The organism is Planctomyces sp. SH-PL14 (genome assembly GCF_001610835.1).
Classification (GTDB): Bacteria; Planctomycetota; Planctomycetia; order Planctomycetales; family Planctomycetaceae; genus Planctomyces_A.
In genome coordinates, this window is the sequence record NZ_CP011270.1 from 5,745,529 (window position 1) to 5,763,829 (window position 18,301).

19 protein-coding genes are annotated in these 18,301 nt (G+C 66.8%); 9 read left to right on the plus strand and 10 right to left on the minus strand.

The window, feature by feature from the left end; all coding sequences use genetic code 11:
* Nucleotides 1-149: 149 nt before the first annotated feature.
* The 5 genes from VT03_RS22070 to VT03_RS22090 all read right to left on the minus strand — a co-directional run bounded on the left by VT03_RS22070 (nucleotide 150) and on the right by VT03_RS22090 (nucleotide 3,716).
* Nucleotides 150-386: a hypothetical protein gene (locus VT03_RS22070; RefSeq protein ID WP_075095004.1), complete on the minus strand. Its 237-nt coding sequence runs from the start codon at nucleotides 384-386 to the stop codon at nucleotides 150-152.
* 212 nt (nucleotides 387-598) lie between these two features.
* Complete coding sequence (locus tag VT03_RS22075) at nucleotides 599-901, minus strand: hypothetical protein (RefSeq protein WP_075095005.1); 303 nt, start codon at nucleotides 899-901, stop codon at nucleotides 599-601.
* 176 nt (nucleotides 902-1,077) lie between these two features.
* The gene (locus VT03_RS22080) at nucleotides 1,078-1,485 is read right to left on the minus strand and encodes a hypothetical protein (RefSeq protein ID WP_156514688.1); all 408 of its coding nucleotides are present in this window, start codon (nucleotides 1,483-1,485) and stop codon (nucleotides 1,078-1,080) included.
* Nucleotides 1,486-1,876: 391 nt separating this feature from the next.
* Complete coding sequence (locus VT03_RS22085) at nucleotides 1,877-3,250, minus strand: hypothetical protein (protein WP_075095007.1); 1,374 nt, start codon at nucleotides 3,248-3,250, stop codon at nucleotides 1,877-1,879.
* A gap of 214 nt (nucleotides 3,251-3,464) precedes the next feature.
* On the minus strand, nucleotides 3,465-3,716 hold the full coding sequence (locus VT03_RS22090) for a hypothetical protein (protein WP_156514689.1): 252 nt from the start codon (nucleotides 3,714-3,716) through the stop codon (nucleotides 3,465-3,467).
* Nucleotides 3,717-3,774: 58 nt separating this feature from the next.
* Between VT03_RS22090 and VT03_RS22095 the strand changes: the two genes are divergently transcribed.
* Together VT03_RS22095 and VT03_RS22100 are read left to right on the plus strand one after the other, a co-directional pair.
* Entirely contained in the window at nucleotides 3,775-4,275 is a 501-nt protein-coding gene (locus VT03_RS22095) for a hypothetical protein (protein ID WP_156514690.1), read from the plus strand.
* A 146-nt stretch (nucleotides 4,276-4,421) separates the two neighbouring features.
* Nucleotides 4,422-5,093: a methyltransferase domain-containing protein gene (locus tag VT03_RS22100; RefSeq protein WP_231870494.1), complete on the plus strand. Its 672-nt coding sequence runs from the start codon at nucleotides 4,422-4,424 to the stop codon at nucleotides 5,091-5,093.
* 379 nt (nucleotides 5,094-5,472) lie between these two features.
* Here VT03_RS22100 and VT03_RS22105 read toward each other — a convergent pair whose 3' ends face one another.
* Both VT03_RS22105 and VT03_RS22110 read right to left on the minus strand, forming a co-directional pair.
* Nucleotides 5,473-5,937 carry a hypothetical protein gene (locus tag VT03_RS22105; protein WP_075095011.1) on the minus strand — a complete coding sequence of 155 codons (465 nt, stop codon included), beginning with the start codon at nucleotides 5,935-5,937 and terminating at the stop codon, nucleotides 5,473-5,475.
* A complete protein-coding gene (locus tag VT03_RS22110; protein WP_075095012.1) occupies nucleotides 5,930-6,505 on the minus strand; it encodes a sigma-70 family RNA polymerase sigma factor in 576 nt (191 codons plus the stop codon). The genes VT03_RS22105 and VT03_RS22110 overlap by 8 nt, the downstream gene beginning before the upstream one ends.
* 411 nt (nucleotides 6,506-6,916) lie before the next feature.
* Between VT03_RS22110 and VT03_RS22115 the strand changes: the two genes are divergently transcribed.
* The 4 genes from VT03_RS22115 (at nucleotide 6,917) to VT03_RS35090 (ending at nucleotide 12,275) form a co-directional block, all read left to right on the plus strand.
* A complete protein-coding gene (locus VT03_RS22115) occupies nucleotides 6,917-8,146 on the plus strand; it encodes a hypothetical protein (RefSeq protein ID WP_075095013.1) in 1,230 nt (409 codons plus the stop codon).
* A gap of 186 nt (nucleotides 8,147-8,332) precedes the next feature.
* Nucleotides 8,333-8,614: a hypothetical protein gene (locus tag VT03_RS33720; protein WP_156514691.1), complete on the plus strand. Its 282-nt coding sequence runs from the start codon at nucleotides 8,333-8,335 to the stop codon at nucleotides 8,612-8,614.
* Between the two features lie 586 nt (nucleotides 8,615-9,200).
* Complete coding sequence (locus tag VT03_RS22125) at nucleotides 9,201-9,647, plus strand: BlaI/MecI/CopY family transcriptional regulator (RefSeq protein WP_075095015.1); 447 nt, start codon at nucleotides 9,201-9,203, stop codon at nucleotides 9,645-9,647.
* A gap of 12 nt (nucleotides 9,648-9,659) precedes the next feature.
* Nucleotides 9,660-12,275, plus strand: a complete 2,616-nt coding sequence (locus VT03_RS35090) for a M56 family metallopeptidase (protein ID WP_075095016.1) — start codon at nucleotides 9,660-9,662, stop codon at nucleotides 12,273-12,275.
* Nucleotides 12,276-12,296: 21 nt separating this feature from the next.
* Here VT03_RS35090 and VT03_RS22135 read toward each other — a convergent pair whose 3' ends face one another.
* Complete coding sequence (locus VT03_RS22135; protein WP_156514692.1) at nucleotides 12,297-12,620, minus strand: hypothetical protein; 324 nt, start codon at nucleotides 12,618-12,620, stop codon at nucleotides 12,297-12,299.
* A gap of 751 nt (nucleotides 12,621-13,371) precedes the next feature.
* On the opposite strand from VT03_RS22135, the gene VT03_RS22140 reads away from it, so the two are divergent.
* Both VT03_RS22140 and VT03_RS22145 read left to right on the plus strand, forming a co-directional pair.
* Nucleotides 13,372-13,914, plus strand: coding sequence for a general stress protein (locus VT03_RS22140; RefSeq protein ID WP_075095018.1), 543 nt, complete (start codon nucleotides 13,372-13,374; stop codon nucleotides 13,912-13,914).
* 63 nt (nucleotides 13,915-13,977) lie between these two features.
* Entirely contained in the window at nucleotides 13,978-14,274 is a 297-nt protein-coding gene (locus tag VT03_RS22145) for a hypothetical protein (protein ID WP_156514693.1), read from the plus strand.
* Nucleotides 14,275-14,486: 212 nt separating this feature from the next.
* On the opposite strand, the gene VT03_RS22150 is transcribed toward VT03_RS22145, so the two are convergent.
* A complete protein-coding gene (locus tag VT03_RS22150) occupies nucleotides 14,487-14,873 on the minus strand; it encodes a DoxX family protein (RefSeq protein WP_075095020.1) in 387 nt (128 codons plus the stop codon).
* 296 nt (nucleotides 14,874-15,169) lie between these two features.
* Here VT03_RS22150 and VT03_RS22155 point away from each other — a divergent pair, with 296 nt between their 5' ends.
* On the plus strand, nucleotides 15,170-15,694 hold the full coding sequence (locus VT03_RS22155) for an SMI1/KNR4 family protein (RefSeq protein ID WP_075095021.1): 525 nt from the start codon (nucleotides 15,170-15,172) through the stop codon (nucleotides 15,692-15,694).
* Between the two features lie 356 nt (nucleotides 15,695-16,050).
* Here VT03_RS22155 and VT03_RS22160 read toward each other — a convergent pair whose 3' ends face one another.
* On the minus strand, nucleotides 16,051-17,529 hold the full coding sequence (locus VT03_RS22160) for a hypothetical protein (RefSeq protein WP_075095022.1): 1,479 nt from the start codon (nucleotides 17,527-17,529) through the stop codon (nucleotides 16,051-16,053).
* Nucleotides 17,530-18,301 lie beyond the last annotated feature (772 nt).

Sequence of the window (18,301 nt, forward strand, 5' to 3'; positions counted from 1 at the left end):
ACTCGGGTCCGCCGTTCTAAGAGGCACGCCGATTCGAACATCCTCCCGCGCCGGAGACGCTCGGCGAGGATTGGCGGGGCGGCGAAGCGTTCGGCGACGTCCGGTCCGCGCTCCCCGCCTCAGCTGCGCGAATCACGACGCGCGGAGGATCAGCCCGCCGGCGAGTCGATGGAGGAGGCCCGATCCGCGTCAGCCCCCTTCTCGCGCGACCGGCTGTCGTCACTTGTCGACGCGATCATTCCGTCCAGGATCGCCACGAACGCGTGTCGCCCCACAGCGATGATCCCCAGCAGCAGGAGCAGAATCAGGATCCACACCACGGGGGCCGGGAAGATCGGCAGCAGCAGGGCCACGCCGACGATCGCGAACCCGACTCGGATCGGCATTCCCTGTCGGTCCAGTCTCGCTTCCGACTTCTCAAGCCGTGCTCGAAGGGAAGCGATGTCGTCTTCAGTCGAGCTCACCGTCGGGTTCTCCGGTCGGGATCGTGCCTGGGCCCTGCGTTGCGGGATTATGCCGCGCGTCGCCGTGTCTTTCGGCTCAAACGCTCAATTCGTCGGGCATCGGGCTCGACCCCCGTGGAGTCCCGCGAGAACGATCAACCGCCGGCCGGATCTCCGGCCGAAGTCCGATCCCCGGCGGCTGTTTCGTGACGGGAGCGGCCGGTGTCTTTGGCCGGATCGATCACCCAGGCCAGGAACGACACGATCGCACATCCTCCAAGGACGATCGCCCCCAGGCCGACGAGTAAAACAGCAAACCTGGGGGAAATCAGCAACGACAGGATGAGGCCGACGATCACAAACCCGAATCGGGTCCGTCGCCGCAGACGTTTCAGTTCCGCTTCCGTCTCCGTCTGACGTTTTCGGAGCACGGCGAGGTCATCTTCGATCGAGCTCACCGTCGGAATCTCCCGTCGTGGCGGTGTCTGGGCCCCTGCATTCCGGGATTATGCCACGGACGGCGCGGTCTCGCCTCCCCAGAGTTCCACCCGGCGAGCGTCTTGAGCCATGACGCGCCCGTCCTTGGAGGCCGCCGCTCGGGCCGGATCGCGAGCGGCCGAGGAACAGGCCGCTATCACTCCAGGCAAGGGGAGACACAGGCTCCCTCAATCAGAACGGCCACGTTCTCCACGACCGTGAGGTTTCCAGGCCGGCCCCACACCGCATCCACCACTCCCTGCGAAGACACGACGTCGATGAAGGCGGCCTCGGGTGACGAAACCCAGAACGTATCCGTCCGCCTGCTGCCGCAGAACGAAGGATCCAGACGGGCCCCCACTTCGACCTCCCGAAGATTCCCCGCCGCCAACGCCTCTTCCAGGCGATCGCCCCGGCGAATTCGGATCCGGTCCCTCAATGCCAGCATTCGGTCGACCTGCGGAACCGGCGTGAGAGCCGAGTCCCCGACTCCCTCACGCCGCAGGACAACGACCACCTGATTGGCGTCGACGGGCGGCTCGAGCGGGGCACTGTGTCTGGACACGGTGATCGCAGCGGACGCGACACAAACGCCTGCGACGAACGCAACGGCGACACAACCCAACACGCTGATGCCGCGCATGCGGACCCCTCTCCCAGTCGTCGGCGTCCGAGTTGATAGACGGTCGGGCACCCGAGGATCTTGACCTCCAGCGGGGACAAACGGAACTTCGCTCGCAGACTCGCCGTGACCTGGTCGCTCACTTCGCAGGCGTCGCGGGTTGGTGTGGGGGCATACGACACGGTGTCCGCGCTTGGACACGGGCTCCTTCAGATATCTCTCGACGAGACGGCCTCCGGCGGGCAAAGGGGCCTTGCCCCTCTGCACTCCCCACCAGGGTGCCCCTGGACCCGGCTGGGGTGCGGTGGGCGGTGGCTGTTCTGCGGCGGACCGTTTAGCGCTCGGTCGCGGCCTTCCACTGCGTCCGCTGCTCAATCGTCAGGACCTCCAGCATCTTCTGCTCAAACGGCGCGGCCAGACGGCTTCGCTCCGGCCGCGGCGCGTCGACCGGAGCCTCGGCAGCCGCGGTGCGATAGTCGTTGAGGATCTCCTTGAGCTGCTCCCTCTGCTCGTCCGAGAGCTTGAGTTCCGCGGCAACATCTGAACGCGTCAGCGCCCACAGTCCCTGACGCTTCAAAATCGCCGGCCGGAGCCTCGCGAACTCCTGATCGCCAACAATCATCCGGAGCTCCGTCTCGATCTCGGCATTCCACTCCTCCAGCGCACAACAGCTTTCCGTCCGGACCGCCGCGCACTCGGCAAAGGTCCTGGCCTCCGTCAGCCGCTGCCGCAGAGAATTGAGCCGTTGATCGAACTGGATCCGGGCCTGGAGATTCGTCAGCAGCTGGACCTGATCCCGGTTGAGGGACAGCGTCCGCCCCCGCGCGGCGTGAACCTCCAGGGCCGCGATGAACTGGATCTGGCCCGCGATGGATTCGTCGTCGATCATCCCGTAGCTGGTCGGGAGCGGAATCTGGAAGCCCGCGACTTGCGAGCCCGTCCCCCCGCGGATCGACCGGGACGACGCTTCGGGATTGCCGCGGGCGGTACCCGGAGCGAAGCCTGAGCTGCCGAAGCCTGAGCTGCCGAAGACCGGGCCGGGATCGGGAGCGGGAGGGCCGGGGGGCCCCAGCATCTCCGTCCACTTCGCCTTCTGCTCTTCCGTCAGAACGCCGAGCATCCTGGCTTCGAACTCCTTCTGGGCCTTTCGGCCGTCCTCGGTCGCGCTGGCAAAGGGGCTCTGGAAGCCCGACGCGGAAAAGTCCTGGGCCAGCCTCTTCAGCTCATCGGCCTGCGCCTGGGTGATCCCCAGATCGCGGGTCACGTCGGGACGCATCAATGCGCGGGCGCCCTGACGCTGAAGCGAGATCTGGGTGCCGCGGCGGAACTGCGTTTCGTCCACGACCTGTTTGACCTTCGCGTCCTGTTCCAGCGACAGCGATTCCGACAGGACTCGCAGTTCCTCGCGGAGCTTGAGACGGTCGTCGTCCGTTTCCGCGGTCCGGAGCTTCTGGAACATCGGCCCGAGCCGACCGAAGAAGTCCGTCTCCTCCGAAATCTTTCGGAGTTTCTCGACCTGGTCGTCGGTGAGCCCCATCTCCTTCCGGACGGCGTCGTCCCGCAGCGCCTCACGAATCAATCCCGGGACAGGCGCGGCGGTTCGCGAGCCCCGGGAGCGCTCCTGTCCGCGGACAGGGGAGACCAGCCCCGTCCCGGCCAGGACCAGCAACAGGACTCCGGAAACCGCCGCATGCAAGACCTGGTTCACCGTTTGATCTCCTCTGGCCCGCTTTCGTTGTGCCCGCCCCGTTCGGGATCAGGACAGTCTCCCTCAAGATCCTTGTCGTGGGATGAAGTCCTCTCGCCTGCGAGCGTCGGTGATTCTGTTCGTCCGCCGCCGCCTGAGCCAGTCCGTCCCATGGAGATTGGCATTCCCTCGACAGAACGCGCCTCGCCGACGTCGCAGCCGGCGGGCGTCCGAGTCACGACGCGGCGTCCCCGGCGAGGGGTTCGATTGGTGGCCGTCCATCGCCATAGAACGACCGTTCGCGCGATCGGTCGACGACTTCGAAGTGCCGGTCGAGAAACGCTCCCTCGACAGACCAGCTGTAGCTTCCGCTCCGGTCCACCAGCCACACCACGCCGGGGCCGCAGTGGCGACAGTAGTAGCCGACACGGTACGTCTGTCCGATCTCGCGGCCCCGGCGTCGCGCATGCGGCCACAGCCGGGTCAACCGGACGACGCTTCTCGGCGGGAGCGGAAAACGACTCATTGCTGACGAAGGGGGGCTCGTGAGCCAACATTATCTTGTGTCGAGCGAGGTTTCCGCTCAGACGCTTCCTCCGGCCGACGTGACGGAACGCATAACGATGTACTGGCTCCCGGCGGTTGTGACCCTCTATTTGAACGCCGCCGCATTCGCGCTGGGGGGCGCGGTCTACTCCGGAATGGGGGACGTCACGCTGGGCGATGTGGCCGTTCAGCGCTGGCTCGTCGCTCCGGTTCTGATCGGCGCCCCTCTGAACCTGGCGGCCATCGCGGGCGGCTTCCTGTCGAGGAGAATCCGTCACCACGTCGCGTGGCCTGCGTATCGGCAATGCTGCGTCGGACTGAGCGTGCTGTACTGCGGCGTGTCGCTCGCGGCACTGCTCGCACCGATCGAGTTCGGGGGGACTGTGGTCTCCGGGATGTGGACTCAGTTCCGCAACGAGTACCTCGTCTTCGCCGCCGCGTTCCTGCTGGCGTCCGTCGTGCTCGACGGTCTGCGACCGACTCAGGACGGCGCATGCTGAGACGACACGGACGGTGTGGATTCGAGAGGGGTGTCGCACATTGATGGTGAGCCAGCCACGCCGTGCCGGCGGAGAGATGAGATCGGGACCGGCGATCTGATATCGTGCCGACGCGCTCCACCCGATTCGACACCATGAGGCCAACCGTGTCCGACTCCACCGCCGCTCACCACGAATCGAACCGCCATTTCTACGACCGGATCGCCAACGCTTACGACCTGATCGCCGACTCCAACGAACGCGCCGCGCGTCAGACCGGCGTCCGAGCCCTCGCCCTCAAGCCCGGTGAGTCCGTCCTGGAACTCGGCTTCGGCACCGGGAACGAGGTCCTCGACTTGGCGGCGCTGGTCGGCGCGGAAGGGAAGGTGGCCGGAATCGACATCTCTTCCGGGATGCTGGCGGTCTCGCAGCGAAAGCTCGCCGAAGCGGTCCCGGCTCCCCAGGCCCCCATTGACCTGCGTCTTGGAGACGCCCGGTCGCTGCCGTTTGCAGACAACACGTTCGATGCGGCTTACACCAGCTTCACGCTGGAGCTGTTTCCGGAGGGGGACATCCCGCTGGTGCTGGCGGAGGCGAGGCGGGTTCTCAAGCCGGGTGGGCGGATCGGGATTGTCTCAATGGCGACGGTCCGGCCGGGGAACCGGGTGAGCGGACTGGAGAAGACGTACATCTGGATGCACCGGCACTTCCCGCATCTGGTCGACTGCCGTCCGATCGACACGGAGGCACTGGTCTCGGCGGCGGGGTTCGAGGTCGCGTCGTGCGAGGACCTGGAGATCTGGACGATGCCGGTGCGGGTGGTAATCGGCCGGAAGTAGGCGATCTCTGTCCCTCCGCTGAAACAGCGTCCTCGCCGGCACGACTCCGATAGCTCAAACCCAACGTGCGACGGCAGCCGGGGTCAAGGGGGCAACCCCTTGCCGCCGGAGGCGCTTCACTGAGGAACCGTGGGACACAACGGACGTCCCCTTTGTGGTCCCGGCGTTGAGGACTCCCTCAAAATAAACCGCTCGCGTTGCGATCCCCGCGTGTTGGTGTGGGGGCATCCGGCACGTTGTCCGCGCTTGGACACGATCTCCTTCAGACATCTCTCGACGAGACGGCCTCCGGCGGGCAAGGGGGCGTGGCCCCCTTGCATCCCCCACCAGGGTGCCCCTGGACCCGGTGAGGGGCCGTTAGGCATCTGCCACCTTGGGCTTATCCCAGAGCTCTTTGCCCCCGCAACTGCTCCGAGATCTCCGCCAGACTCGCCTTGATCTGACGCAGCGTCGCCCGGCGCGACACCAACACCAGCAGCACCGTCGAAAGCGCCGCCAGCAGCAACGCGATCGTACATCCCAGCAGCCAGTACGCGGCCCACTCCCCCACCATCGCCCAATCGTCCCAGTCATCAACAAGGCTCGCCCGCCCCGCGTGATACGCCCGCAGCCGCGGAGCCACCATCATCACATAAAAGGGACACAGCCCAATCAGCCCCGCCGCCGTCAGCGTCCAGAACAGGATCGCCGCGCCCGCCAGCAGACGGATCGTCCGTCGATCGCGATCCAGGACCGCGCCGGCCACCTGCCGCGGATCCGGCCCCCCTCCCCCCGGCGACGAAGCCCGGTCGACGTTCAACAGAGCCCGCCCCAGCCCCTTGTCGGTTGCGTCCTGGTCAGTCATGAACGTTCCTCCTTTCCAGCCGGCGGCCAAGGACCTGCCGGGCGTAGTGCAGACGGGAGCGGACCGTCCCGACCGGGCATCCCACGACCCCGGCGATCTCGTCGTAGCTCATCTCTTCGATATACCGCAGGACCATCACTTCCCGGTGCTCCGCCGCCAGCTCGTCGAGCGCGGCGTGGATCCGCTGAGCGTCCTCCTCAGTGAAGCGAGGTCCGTCCGCGGCGGTGTCCGGCAGCGCCGCTTCATCGAGAGGCTGATGCGGCGGGGGCCGGTGGCGGAAGGTACGGAACGCCCGGTCCCGCGCAATCCGGTAGAGCCACGCCCGGGACGCGCCGGCGTCGGCCAGGCGGGGGATGGCCCGGAAGACATCGAGCCAGACCTCCTGGAGGGTGTCTTCGACGGCGGAGTCGGCGGTCTCGCCTTGGTGTGGGGCGCGGAGCATTTTGCGGAGGTAGTAGCGAAGTCGGGGCTGGTAGCGTTCGACGAGTTCCGCGAAGGCCGTTTCGTCACCGGTCTGGCAGCGGAGCACGAGAACGCGCTCGTAGAGCCTGTCGGTCGAGTCGGTCATCGGGTCCTCGGTGGCCGCGTTCCGTGCGGGTCTACGAATAGGTTGCGCGGAGTGGGGGAAGAGTTCGAAGATTTGGCTATTGGACGCGACTTTTCGAACGACTTGCCCCACGACGAAGCTCAAACGACGTCCTTGCCGACACGACTCCCGCCAGCTCAAACCCAACGTTCCACGGCCACTGGGGTCAAGGGGGTCTCACCCCCTTGCCGCCGGAGGCACTTCAACGAGGAACCGCGGTAAACGACGGGCGACCGCTTTGTGGTACCAGCGTTGAGGACTCCTCTTCACTTTTCGCTGATGGAAGCGTCTTACCCGGCGACAGCGCGTTTGTTTGATACCATAAGCACCGACGAGATCCCGCAACGATCGGACGGCGGGCAGGGAAGCGTTCCGCGGAGCAGGGAAAGCCCAATGCGACTGTTCTTTCTGATAGCGGCGACTTTTTTGCTTGCCTCCTCCGCCTCGGCAGAGGGGTTGTACTTTCCCAATCGGGCGGCCACGTCTCCCTCCGGTTCGTATGACGTGGAGGCCAAACCGCCGGACAATCAGAAGGGGGAGCACTGGCGGTTGCAGGACAACCTCGTGTATGTCTGTTCTGACACTGCGAACGCTGAAGTCCTCTGGACGCGGCGGCAGCCGATGGAGCGATTCGTCCAGGATGCAGATGGCGGGTTTCGGCTCGCTCATGCGGGCGACATGCATGAGGACATTGTCACTCGGCCGCTCGAGTCTTCCCCAAAGGCGCTGCTGGTTTCGGACAGCGGTTGGACGGTCATCCGAACCTACGGCGATCGTCTTGTCGTCATCGCCCCCAACGGGGATGTCGTCGGGACGGTCGCAGTCGTCGAGGACGCGTTCCGTGACGAAGACAAGAAGCACGTTCGGGATTTGGGCGCCGGCTTTCGCTGGTCTGGGAATTCTCTCTGGTACTTTCTGATGACCGCGGAGGGAGAGTTCCTTGTGATCCGACCGTGGTGGGGGAGGAGGGTGTTCCTCAGCGTGCATGCGGGGACTCTCGCTGGCTGCGACCGCGAGGTGTTGTCGATTGCTGCCGCCGCTGAAGAACGGGAAATCGTCCTTCGCACCCTGCGGGCGCCTGTTGACATGCAATACCCCGGCGATGCCTTTATGACTGCTGCCTATCTGGCGGGGGTGCTGTCGATCCCCGAGGCCGTGCCGCTGCTGAGGGGGGCCGAGAACTCGCCCAGTTTCTCTTTCGGTCTGTCTTTCGAGGCATTGCACCTGTACTACGTCGATCCGATGGACCTTCGGCAGTTCCGGCTCCGCCAGATCGCCCAGCTGTCGCTTCGTCGCCTCGGCGAGAAGCCGGCTTCGCTTCCCTGTTACCAAGTCCACTTTCGCGTGGCGGGGGAGGCCATTCCATTTTCGCCGACCCCCATTGAACCTCAGCGGCATGAGAACGTGGCCGCGGTGAAACTCGGGATGAAACCCAGAGACGTCCTCCTGGCGCTTGGCTCTCCGGACGTCGTGTGGCGGACCGACACATGGAACTACGACATGGACGCACCGGAGCCCTTCTCGGTTGCGATCACGTTCAGTGAGGGCCGAGTGACGAAGATCGAACGCCGCGCGGCGGAATGGAAAGACGGACTCACCCGCGACGAGCAGGTCAGTGACTAGCTTCGCAGGGCATGTTGGGGCCTGGCGCCGGGGGCGGTGACCGCCTGCCCAACGCGACCAGAAGTGCCGCCGGCCGAGTACGGCGCCTCAGCCGAGGCCGTGCAGGTTGGCGAGACGCTGAGGACAAGGCTTGGTAAAAGGACGCCGTCGGGGATTCGGCTTTGCGGAGAAACGCCCGAGGATCCTATGGCTGGTGTCTTGCTTGCGATGATTCGTACGGTGTTTCGCATCCCGGCGCCCGTTGTCGACGAGGCGCGTGCCGTGGAGATCGCCATCGAAGCGGCGATGATTGATGGTGTCATTCTCCAGGACGATCCTCTTGAATCGCTTCGACGTGAGCATCCGCCACGCGTTTCAGAGGGATTGCGGACGTGGACGGTACGCGTCAACCCGGTCGTGCAGTCACCCTGGTATGTGATCTGCAATCAGACTGGAGTCGTCGTGAAATCTGGCATACCGCCGCTATAGCGGACGTTCCGGAGGCTGGGTAAGCCGCAGTTGTAACCCACAGCGCGGGCCGTTTGGCACGTCCCTGGAGGCTCTGCGGAAGGGCGTGGAGAGAGCGCCAAGGCAATGGCGAGCGGGGGGCGTCAGCCCCCTGATGCGTCCGCGCGCTCAAGATGCCGCCGGCTGCTCCGGCCCAAAGGGCCATCCGTTCTTCCAGCCAAGGCCATCGGCCCTGGTGTCGCCCGCATCAAAGGGAGCCACGGCCCAACGGGCCAACCATTCTGTTCCAGAAGCAGAAGAAGAGAAGGTTCACGCGGAGGCCGCGGAGAAAAGGCAGACGTCCTCTCGTTTCTCTCCGCGTCTCCACGTGAGACTCCTTCGACGAAGAGGAGATAGGGGGGCATGCGGCACCGGTCTCGCGCTTGACACTCACTCCTTCAGACATCTCTCGACGGCCAGGCCTCCGGCGGGCAAGGGGGTGTGACCCCCTTGCATCCCCCACCAGGGTGCCCCTGGACCCGGTGAGGGGCCTCTTGACGGGGTTAGGCAACTTGCCTTAGAGTGTGCCTTAGGCAACTTGCCTTGCCACTCCACGGAGGCCCATCGCGTGTCCCACTCTCCCGGGCCCGATGTCACCGAAACCGAGCTCGCCATGCTCCAGGTCCTCTGGGACCAGGGCGAAGCGACTCGCCGCCAGGTGACCGACGCCCTCTATCCCGGCGGCGGCGACTCCCACTACGCCACCGTCCAGAAACTCCTCGAGCGGCTCGAGAAAAAGGACTTCGTCCGCCACGATCGCCGCGACGGCATCCTGGTCTTCCAGCCCTGCGTCGACCGGGACGAATTCATCCGCCGCCGACTCCAGGGGCTCGCCGATTCCCTCTGCGGAGGTGTCGTCGCCCCGCTCGTCATGAACCTCGTCCGCACGCAGCCGCTCTCGACCGCGGAGATCGACGAGCTCTACGCCTTCCTCGGCGAGCAGCGGCGGGAACGGGAGCGAAGCGGCACGAAGCGCAGCGGAAGTTCCAAGTCGAATGGTTCCAAGTCCAAATAGCGGAGCCGGGCCGTGACGCTGTTCGAACATGCCCTCCTGAGCAATGTCGTCTGGGCCGCCGCGCTCGCCGCCGGCGCCGCCCTGATCACGCGGTTCTTCGCCAGGCGAAGCCGCCGCGCTACCGCGCTCCTCCACGGCCTGTGGGTCCTGGTCCTCCTGCGGCTGATCATCCCGCCGGCCGTTTACCTCGCCTACACCGTCGCCCCGGTTCCGCTCTCCGCGAAGGCGCCCGACGCCGTGGCAGCCGTCGCCCCGACCAAGCCGCGAGTCTCCGCCGGCGCAATCACAACCGCAGACTCCACGGACAACCGCAGCGCGCAGCCGATCCGCTCGAGCGTCTCACCCGCGACACCGCAGCCAACCGATCTCCTGCCGTCCCCCGCGTTCGCGACCGCTGTCGCCGAGCCGCGGAGCGAAAATCCATCGCTGGCTGCGCCCCGAAGAGCATCTCGTCCCGCCACCTCGCCGACCATCGCCGCCCCCCAACCGGCAAACTCCCTCGACGCCTGGCGTCTCGCCGCACTCGTCATCTGGAGCCTCGGAGCGATCCTCTGCGCGGCCACCGTTGCCCTCCAGGTGATCCGCTTCCGCCGCCTCCTCCGCGCCGCCCGCCCTGCGGATGAAACCCTCCGTGAAGAAGTCGCCGGGATGACCCGCCGGCTCGGCCTCAAGCAGCCCCCCGAAGTCCTGATGATCCCCGCGCGGCTCCCGCCGCTCGTGTGGGCCTTCACCGGCCCGCCGCGGCTGCTGCTGCCCACGGAGCTGTGGGACCGCCTCGACGACGCCCAGCGGCAGACAGTCCTGGCCCATGAACTCGCTCATCTCCGGCGGCGGGACCACTGGGTCCGCTGGCTGGAGGCGGTCACGCTCGTCCTCTACTGGTGGAACCCGCTCGCCTGGTGGGCCCGCCGGCAGATCGAACGCTCCGAGGAACAGTGCTGCGACGCCTGGGTCGTCTGGGCCCTGCCGGACTCCGTCGACGCTTACGCCGAAGCCCTCGTGGCGACCACCGCGTTTCTCTCCGGTCCGCGTCCGCGCTGGCTCGTCGGGGCCACGGGGATCGGACGGATCACCGATCTCAAAAGGAGACTGAGCATGATCCTCACCGAGTCCGAAGCGGCCCCCCTCGCTCGCCCCGCGTCGCGCGCCGTCCTGATCGCGGGCGTCATGGCCGTCCTCCTCCTCCCCGCCTGGACCCCGGCGCCGGGCGAACCGCCGAAGCCCCCCGCGGATCCCGTCGCAGCCCCATCGCCCGCCCCACCGACGCCGCCGGCATCGCCTAAGCCGCCGGCGACCGAACTTCCGTCGCTCCCCTCGGTGACTCCTCCCCAGCCGGAGCCCAAGCCCGCTCCGCCGCCCCCCGACGTTCCCGCCGCGAAGCCGATGGAAAAGGAGCTGCCGCCAGGCGGACCACCGTCTCCACCACCGACCGACACGCCCGCGCCACCGAAGCCGGCTCCCGTCGAACAGCCATCGCTGGGCCCGGTTCCCGAACCGTCCGGCGCTCCCGCCACAGCCCCGAAGGCGGTCGACGTCTGCCAGCCGGTCGAGGCGGAGATCGTCGAGTACGACACGTTCAACGGCCGGATCGAAGCCGCCGAAGCGGTCGAGATCCGCGCCCACGTCGGCGGCGTCCTGACCAGGGTCCCGCCGCGGGACAAGCCGATCGTCCAGAAAGGGGACCTGCTGTTCGAGATCGACCCCCGCCCGTTCCAGGCGGAGTGCCGGAAGGCCGAAGCGGAGGTCGCTCGATGCGAGGCGCAGGTGAAACTGAGAACCGCCAATCTCGAACGTGCGGTTCGACTGAAGAAATCCGACGCCATCTCCAGCGATGAGTACGCCCGGATCGAAGGGGAACGGGAGGACGCCATCGCGGCGCTGCGGGTCTCGCAGCCGGCCCTGGAGCTGGCGCGGCTCAAGGTGGAGTCGACGCAGATCACCGCTCCCATCAGCGGGCGGCTCAGCCAGCCGCGTCTCGTCCCCGGAGAGCTCGTCGGCGCCGACACGACGCTCCTGGCGACCATCGACTCCACGGATGCCATGCTCGTCGAGTTCCAGATGGACACGAATACGGTCCTGAAACGCGTGCGGGAGACCCGGCCCGGCGATGGGACCAGCGCTCCCACCGGCCTGGCCCGCCTGATCGGCCTGCCGGTGGAGGTCATGCTGGACGAGAAGGATCCCCCGCGGCGCTCGGTCATCGAATCGACCGACTCGCGGATCGAGGCCAACCAGGCGGGAGCTCTTCGCTGTCGCGCCGCGATCCCGAACACGGACGGCCTCCTGCTGCCGGGACTCTTCGTCCGCCTGCGGATGCCGCTGCCGAGCTACCGGGCCCTCGTGGTGCCGGACGCGGCGGTCAATTTCAGTAGCAGTTCACACACAGAATCGGGAGTTCGGACGCGTCCGGTGTGCGTTGTCGACGAAGATGGCAAGGTGGAGCTCCGCTGGGTGGTGGTTGGTCAGCGCCTGTCGTCCGGGGTCGTGCCAATTCGGGAAGGTCTGAATGCCTCGGATTGGGTGGCGACGCAGTTTCTTCCGTCCATCCCCTCTACGCCTTCTCGCAAGATCAAGCTTATGACGAATAAGGTGGCTTTCCCGACGATTCCGAAGAAGACCGAGAACTAGGTGCGAGGCCGGCGCCGGACCTCATACGATCGCGTCCGCAGCCCCGAACTCGGACAGGATACCCGCCAGCCCCGCCGACAGGACCGCGCGCTCCGGCGCCATCAGTTGCTCGGCGTACGGGCTGCTGTTGTCGACGGGGGGCTGAGCGGCCCGGCGAGCCCTCAGCAGCTTCACGCGAAGATTCAGGACCCGCTCCGCGACCTGCCGAACCGCTTTCGCCTTCGCCGCCACGTCGGCCGGCGGTGCGCCGCGAAAGGCGACGACCGCGCGGCGGAGAACCGCCTCGGCATCCTCCAGCTTGGTCTGATGTGTCAGCCAGGTGAACTGGCCCCGCCACTGCGCCATCCGCCGCCTCGCCTCGCGCCCGTTGTTGACCATCCGGACAACGTCGCCGGAATCCGGGTTCGGCCATGACGAAGGAGGCGAGTCGATTCGTGCGGTCGAGGCCTCGCGACCGCATGACCGTCTGTTGCACCACAAGAGGCCTCTGAAGTCCCGCCAGGGACGGCCGAAAATCGCCCACCACTTCAGTGGTGGGGATCCGCCACGCCGAGCACGGGCAGTCCCGTTAGGGACGAGAGAGAATCGGGGGGCCGCGAACCGTTGTGTTCTTCCGTCCCTGCCGGGACTCGGACGAGATCCCGTCGTGTCCCCCCCACCCTTGAAACGGGGGGCTATTGTCTGTCGTCCCTGCCGGGACTCATTTTTCACGGCCGCTCTGATCTGTGTGCATCTGTGTTGATCTGTGGCTCAATTCCTTCGGAGAGGCAGGTTGAGCGCGGAATCAGGGGGCTGACGCGCGGGGTTATCAGGGGGCTGACGCGCGGGGTTATCAGGGGGCTGACGCGCGGGGTTATCAGGGGGCTGACGCCCCCCGCTCGCCTTTATGGCGATGTGTTGTTCGCGCGGACGTGTTGGTGCGCTGAAGTCCCGCCAGGGACGAAAGGCCGCCTCGTCCGTCCTCTCTCGACCTTCCGCCTGAACCCCTTCCGCCTTCAGCCTCTCCCCCCTCCGCCCCTCCCAACGGCCTGAAACTTGCTCGAACTCTCGTCCAGACGACACAATCGACCCGACGCCCTCACCGCGGAGACTCACCATGACTGACGTCACCCTCGAAGGCCCCGCCGCCAGCGCCTTTGCCGACCCCGCCCAGGCCCAGCAGGCGGTCGAAGCCCTCAAGCAGGCCGGCTATCGCGACGACCAGATCGGCATCGTCTCCAAAGACTCCGTCGAAGGTCATCGCCCCGCCGCCGACCGCAACGGCGAAATCCGCACACGCGAAAGCCGCATCAAGGAAGGGGCCGCCGCCGGCATGGCGGTCGGCGCCGGCCTCGCGGCCATGTTCGGCAGCGTCCTGTGGGGGGCCAGCGTCCTCAGCGGCGTCATCCCCGGCATCGGCCCCATCATCGCCGGTGGCACGCTCGGCGTCCTCCTGACCACCACGGTCGCCGGAGCCGCAGCCGCCAGCCTCGGCGGGACGCTCCAGGGGATCGGCCTCACAGAGCAGGACGCCCGGTTCTACGAAGCGGAACTCCACGCCGGCCGGACGATCATCACCGTCCAGGGCGAAGGGATGGACGACGCCCAGGAGATCCTCACCCGGCACGGCGGCTACGACCGCATGACGAACCGGGCTTAGGGTGGGACTGGGGCCAGGGATAAGAGACCGGGGACTGGAGAGTAGGGACGAGGGATGCCGGAGATGTCCGATGAGCCTGAGCTGCTGACCGTTCTTCGCGAGATCCGCGACATCCAGCGTCAGCACCTCGAGGCCTACCAGAAGGCGACCGCGGCGACCCAGGTCGAGCTCGAGCGACAGCGCCGCATCCAGGAGGAGCAGATCGCCCGGGTCCGCTCGTTCCAGGCGTTCTACCGCGTCGTCGTCATCGTGGCGACGATCGTGATCCTGTGGGGCTTCTACTACCTCTGGAAGCTGGACCTCGCCAACAACGCCCGCCGACCGATGCTGAAGCCGGTCGAGGTCGAATACACGCTCTGACCGGTCCCCGAGGCCTTCGGATTTGTCAAACATAGAGGCACGGAGGTCACGGAGAGGAGACCAGGAGACAAGACTGCCTGCAGATGCATCCCTGTTTTTATCTGTGTCGATCTGTGTTCATCCGTGGCCCCCACTCTTCCGCCTCCTCCGCGCCCTCCGTTCCTCTGTGTTTCAACCTGTCTGCGTTTCCACTCGTGAGCCACCGGCTCCGCTCACCGCTTCCGGAACGGAATCAGCTGCCGCAGCCGCGGGTCGCGGAAGTACAGCCCCAGCCACAGAACCACCCCGATGATCACCGGCGCGATAAACGGCTCCTTCCCCCGCACGTGGACCTCGGTCGCCCCTCCCAGGTACCCGGTCAGCAGGATCGCCCCCAGCACGGCGGTCTGCGGGATCAGATAGATCACCGCACAGGCGATCTCGACAATCCCGATCGTCCGCATCTGCTCCATCGTGTAGCCCATCTTCTCCACCTGCGGGATCATCTCGGCCGGCGGATTGAGCTTGAAGTACGCGCTCATGGCAAAGAGCGGGATCGGAAGGATGGAAAGAATCCGTCCGGTCCAGATCTTCCACTTGGTCTGTGTCATTTCCGTCATCGAAGTCGGTCCTGTTACGCTGGTCGTCGGTGCAACGGGGCGCTGGGCCGGGTCTGTGGAGCGAGTCGAAACCGTTCCAACAACATTCTCCGGCCACCCCGCGGGACGACGCGGCGAAGCGTCATCCTACCCCATGCGTCGTTCGAATCTGGCGAGCCTCGACAACAATCCGCCAGAATTCCGAAGCCGCTCCGTACGCCGACCGGAAGTGCCACCGCGGGAAGCCATACCCCAATCGTCGCGGGACACCACCGCGACGACTCAACCCAGCCGACACCCCTGAAGAAGCCCCCCCCATGCCCACGAACCTCTCCGACTTCGACTTCAGCGACTTCTGGCATCACGGCGAATACGTCGACGGCCTCGCCGAAGGCCCTCCGTCGCCCGCCATGATCGCGGAGCTCGAAAAGGAGCTCGGGTATCGGCTCCCCCCCGCCTACATCGCTCTCTGTCGCGACAAGAACGGCGGCCTCCCCCGGAAGTGCTACCACGCCGCGCCGCACGCCACCTCCTACGGAGACGAGGGCTTTATTGAAGTCGCGGAGATCTACGCGATCGGCCGCACCGCCCCCTGGGCCCTCGGTCGCGAAGGCTGCGACAACGCCTTCTGGGTCGGCGAATGCCTCTATCCCGCCGTCGGGGTCTACTTCGCGAACGCCCCCGACCAGGGACACCAGATGCTCGCGCTCGACTATCGGAAATGCGGCCCCCAGGGCGAACCGTCGGTCGTTCTGGTCGACGAGATCGAGGAGTACCGGATCGTCTCCCTCGCCCCGGACTTCGAGACCTTCATCCGCGGCCTCAAAGCCGAAGCCCCCTGAGCCCCGTCGTCCCAGAAGGCGAGCGGGGGGCGTCAGCCCCCTGATGGCTCCGCTCGTGCAAGTCGCCCCCGGACGCTCCGGCCCAAAGGGCCAACCGTTCTGTTCTCTCCTCCGCGTCTCTGCGGACCCTTCGTCGCTGCGAAGAGGAGATGGGGGCATCCGACACCCGTCTCGCGCTTGGACAGCAGCTCCTTCAGACAACTCTCGACGGCCAGGCCTCCGGCGGGCAAAGGGGCGTTGCCCCTCTGCACTCCCCACCAGGGTGCCCCTGGACCCGGTGAGGACATCGACCAACGCTCACGTCCCCATATCTACCTTCCGCCTGAACCCCTTCCGCCTTCAGCCTCCCCCCTCCCTCACAACGTCCGCAGCCACCGCTCCAGATCCACCGCCCGATTCACCGTCAGCATGCTGAACGCCCCCGCCGCCGCCACCACCTGGTCGTCATGCGCCCCGTTCGGCGCCGCCAGCAACTCATCAACGAAAGCCCGCGTCCACTCCCCCTCCACAAGAACCACGTTCCCACTCTCCACCTGCGCCGCCAGGTTCATCCACCGCCCCGGAATCTCCTCCCCCTGCACATAGCTCCGCCGCCCCGTCACCCGGTCCGGCCGCGCCCGAAGCCCCGCCAGCTGCTGCAGCATCCGGTCCGTCGACTCCGCCCCCAGCCCCGTCGGCCGCTCGATATACGTCTCCGGCGGATTCCGAAACCGCGACTGGTCTCTTAACGCCGTCTCGGCAATCAGCCGCTCCCGCTCCCGATACCCCACCTGCTGCCGCGCCACATCGCACACGTAATAGATCCCATCCGCCTCCGCCATCAGCACGCCCACGGTCCAGTCCCCGCCCCCCTGCGTCCCCGCCGTATCCCAGTACCGGACCGCCCGCCCATCGACCGGCCACCGCAAAGTCCGCCGCGACAGAAACTCCAGCCGGAAGATATCCCCCTCCGCCGCCGTCGGCCGCTGCTGAAGCTGCCCCGCCGCCCGCAGCGATCCCATCCCCCGCTCCAGCTCCTGCACCGAGGCCTCGTCGAAGAGGGCTGGCCACAACAGCCCCCCCGCCTCCGTCCGCGGATCGACCGCGCATCGCCCCGCCTCAAACCGCATCGGCAGGCACAGGTGCTCGTATCCGCCCTGCGCGATGAGATGCCCGCTCAGGTCCTGCGTATGCAGCCGCTGCATGCAGACCACCCGCCGCGCCTTCCGCGACCGCCCCCGCGACGTGATCGTCCCATCCCACCACGACAGCGCCTCCTGCCGCTGCGCCGCGCTCTCGGTCTGCCGGACGTTGTGCGGGTCGTCGCACACGATCACGTCCGGATGATCCCCCGTCCCGCGGCCCCCCACGCTCGTCGCCAGCCGATACCCGCCGCTCGTGTTCTGAAACCACGTCTTGAGGTTCGCGTCCCCCGTGAGCCGCACCGGCCACTGCCGCTGATACCACGGCGACGTCACGATCACCCGGCACTTCATGGAGTCCCGCGTCGCCAAGTCCTGCATGTAGCTCGCAAAGAACCACCGGCTCTCCGGCCACCCGCCCGGCCCCCACGCCCAGCAGGGCCAGAAGACGGAGGCCAGGAGCGACTTCATGCACCCCGGTGGAATGTTGATGAGCAGCTTGTCATCCGGCGTCACGAGACACCGCTCCAGCCGCCCGCAGAGGAGATGCAGGTGCCAGTTGTCGACGAACGGCACCGCCGGCTCGACGATCTCCCACGCCTCGCGAACAAACTCGTGCAGCGACACCCGTCGCGGCGGAGGCGCAACCGCCCCGTCGCGATTCTCCCGCCGGAGCCGCGCGAGCTCTTCAAGAATCTCAAGCCGGGTCAGCACGCCCACCTTTATCGGCCCGCCCCGTTCCGTCACACCCTCGAGGCGTCACGCCCTCGACCCCTCACGGCGCCGACCCGTCACGGAGCCGCGTCCCCGGCGAGCATCGAAAGCGACCTCGCCGGCCGCCCCTCTTGCGCAAGGCGCGCTCTACAACCACGTTGCAGTCACACCGATCGCCGCGCGGCCTTTGAAGGAAGAGCAGGGCGTGACGATGTGACCGGAAGACGAGCTCTCGAAGCGCATTCCCCCACCTCGTGGAAAGCGCCCTCTCCTCGCAAAGAGCCAGGCGAGCGGGGGGCGTCAGCCCCCTGATGAAGGAGCGTGCGGCCCTCCTCGAAACACGAGACCGGGGAACGCCTGCGCGGGAGGGCGAGGCTCCCGCCGAGCCGCGGCGGTGGCAGAAGCGCCCGACCACCGCCTCGCCTACCCCGACCCGACTCCCGTCTAGCCAACTCGCAGACCCTCCAGAGGACGGATTGGACGCGGTCTTGGAACCTGCGCGGCTCAGCAGGAGCTTCGCCCTCCCGATCCCGCGGAAGGAAACGTTCGAGACGAAGCAATCCGGCCCAACGGGCCAGTCGTTCCTCCAGCCAGGGCCATCGGCCCTGGGATTCCCGAACGAAAGACGGAATAGGCCTGAAGGGCCGGCCATTCCGTTCCCGCGAACCGATCTCCCGCCACGATCAGGAAACGAACGGATGGCCCTTCAGGCCGACGTTCCCTGACCTCGCAAACCGCGCCAACGCCACGCCCCACCCGCCTTGATCCGTGT

Excerpts from the sequence above, each read along its gene's own strand:
- VT03_RS22070 (WP_075095004.1), bottom strand. The coding sequence starts at position 386 with ATGCCGATCCGAGTCGGGTTCGCGATCGTCGGCGTGGCCCTGCTGCTG.
- VT03_RS22105 (WP_075095011.1), bottom strand. The coding sequence starts at position 5,937 with ATGACTGACCAGGACGCAACCGACAAGGGGCTGGGGCGGGCTCTGTTG.
- VT03_RS22110 (WP_075095012.1), bottom strand. The coding sequence starts at position 6,505 with ATGACCGACTCGACCGACAGGCTCTACGAGCGCGTTCTCGTGCTCCGC.
- VT03_RS22115 (WP_075095013.1), top strand. The coding sequence starts at position 6,917 with ATGCGACTGTTCTTTCTGATAGCGGCGACTTTTTTGCTTGCCTCCTCC.
- VT03_RS33720 (WP_156514691.1), top strand. The coding sequence starts at position 8,333 with ATGGCTGGTGTCTTGCTTGCGATGATTCGTACGGTGTTTCGCATCCCG.
- VT03_RS22135 (WP_156514692.1), bottom strand. The coding sequence starts at position 12,620 with ATGGCGCAGTGGCGGGGCCAGTTCACCTGGCTGACACATCAGACCAAG.
- VT03_RS22140 (WP_075095018.1), top strand. The coding sequence starts at position 13,372 with ATGACTGACGTCACCCTCGAAGGCCCCGCCGCCAGCGCCTTTGCCGAC.
- VT03_RS22145 (WP_156514693.1), top strand. The coding sequence starts at position 13,978 with ATGTCCGATGAGCCTGAGCTGCTGACCGTTCTTCGCGAGATCCGCGAC.
- VT03_RS22150 (WP_075095020.1), bottom strand. The coding sequence starts at position 14,873 with ATGACGGAAATGACACAGACCAAGTGGAAGATCTGGACCGGACGGATT.
- VT03_RS22155 (WP_075095021.1), top strand. The coding sequence starts at position 15,170 with ATGCCCACGAACCTCTCCGACTTCGACTTCAGCGACTTCTGGCATCAC.